Source organism: Sabulibacter ruber (genome assembly GCF_017355955.1).
GTDB lineage: Bacteria > Bacteroidota > Bacteroidia > Cytophagales > Hymenobacteraceae > Nibribacter > Nibribacter ruber_A.
This window is the reverse complement of record NZ_JAFFID010000171.1, coordinates 1-255: the sequence shown is the minus strand read 5'-3', so window position 1 is coordinate 255 and position 255 is coordinate 1. Positions and strand designations below refer to the sequence as shown.

Sequence of the window (255 nt, the reverse complement as noted above, 5' to 3'; positions counted from 1 at the left end):
GAGGCCAATCTTCCGGGGCGGCCTATTTCCCGGGGCGGATCACGGGGGTGAGCTGGTCACCCCAGTTGCCGGCCGCGTCGTGATAGCGCGCCGTGCGCATCAGCTCGACCGTGATGCCCGCCTCGACCGCCTTGACCACCGCCTCGTTCAGCCGGTGCAGGTTGTTGGCGATCATGCGGATCGCGCTGTCCTGCTCCGGCGTCAGGTCGGAGCTGCCATCCGGCGGAACTTCCTGAAAACCCGCTTGCTGTGCCA

At 67.5% G+C, this 255-nt stretch carries 1 protein-coding gene; it reads right to left on the bottom strand.

Annotation, left to right across the window (positions count from 1 at the left end; all coding sequences use genetic code 11):
- Positions 1–22 precede the first annotated feature (22 nt).
- Positions 23–255: SMc00767 family acetate metabolism repressor (locus JT719_RS24915; protein ID WP_207436471.1), on the bottom strand; the 233-nt coding region annotated here is incomplete at its 5' end.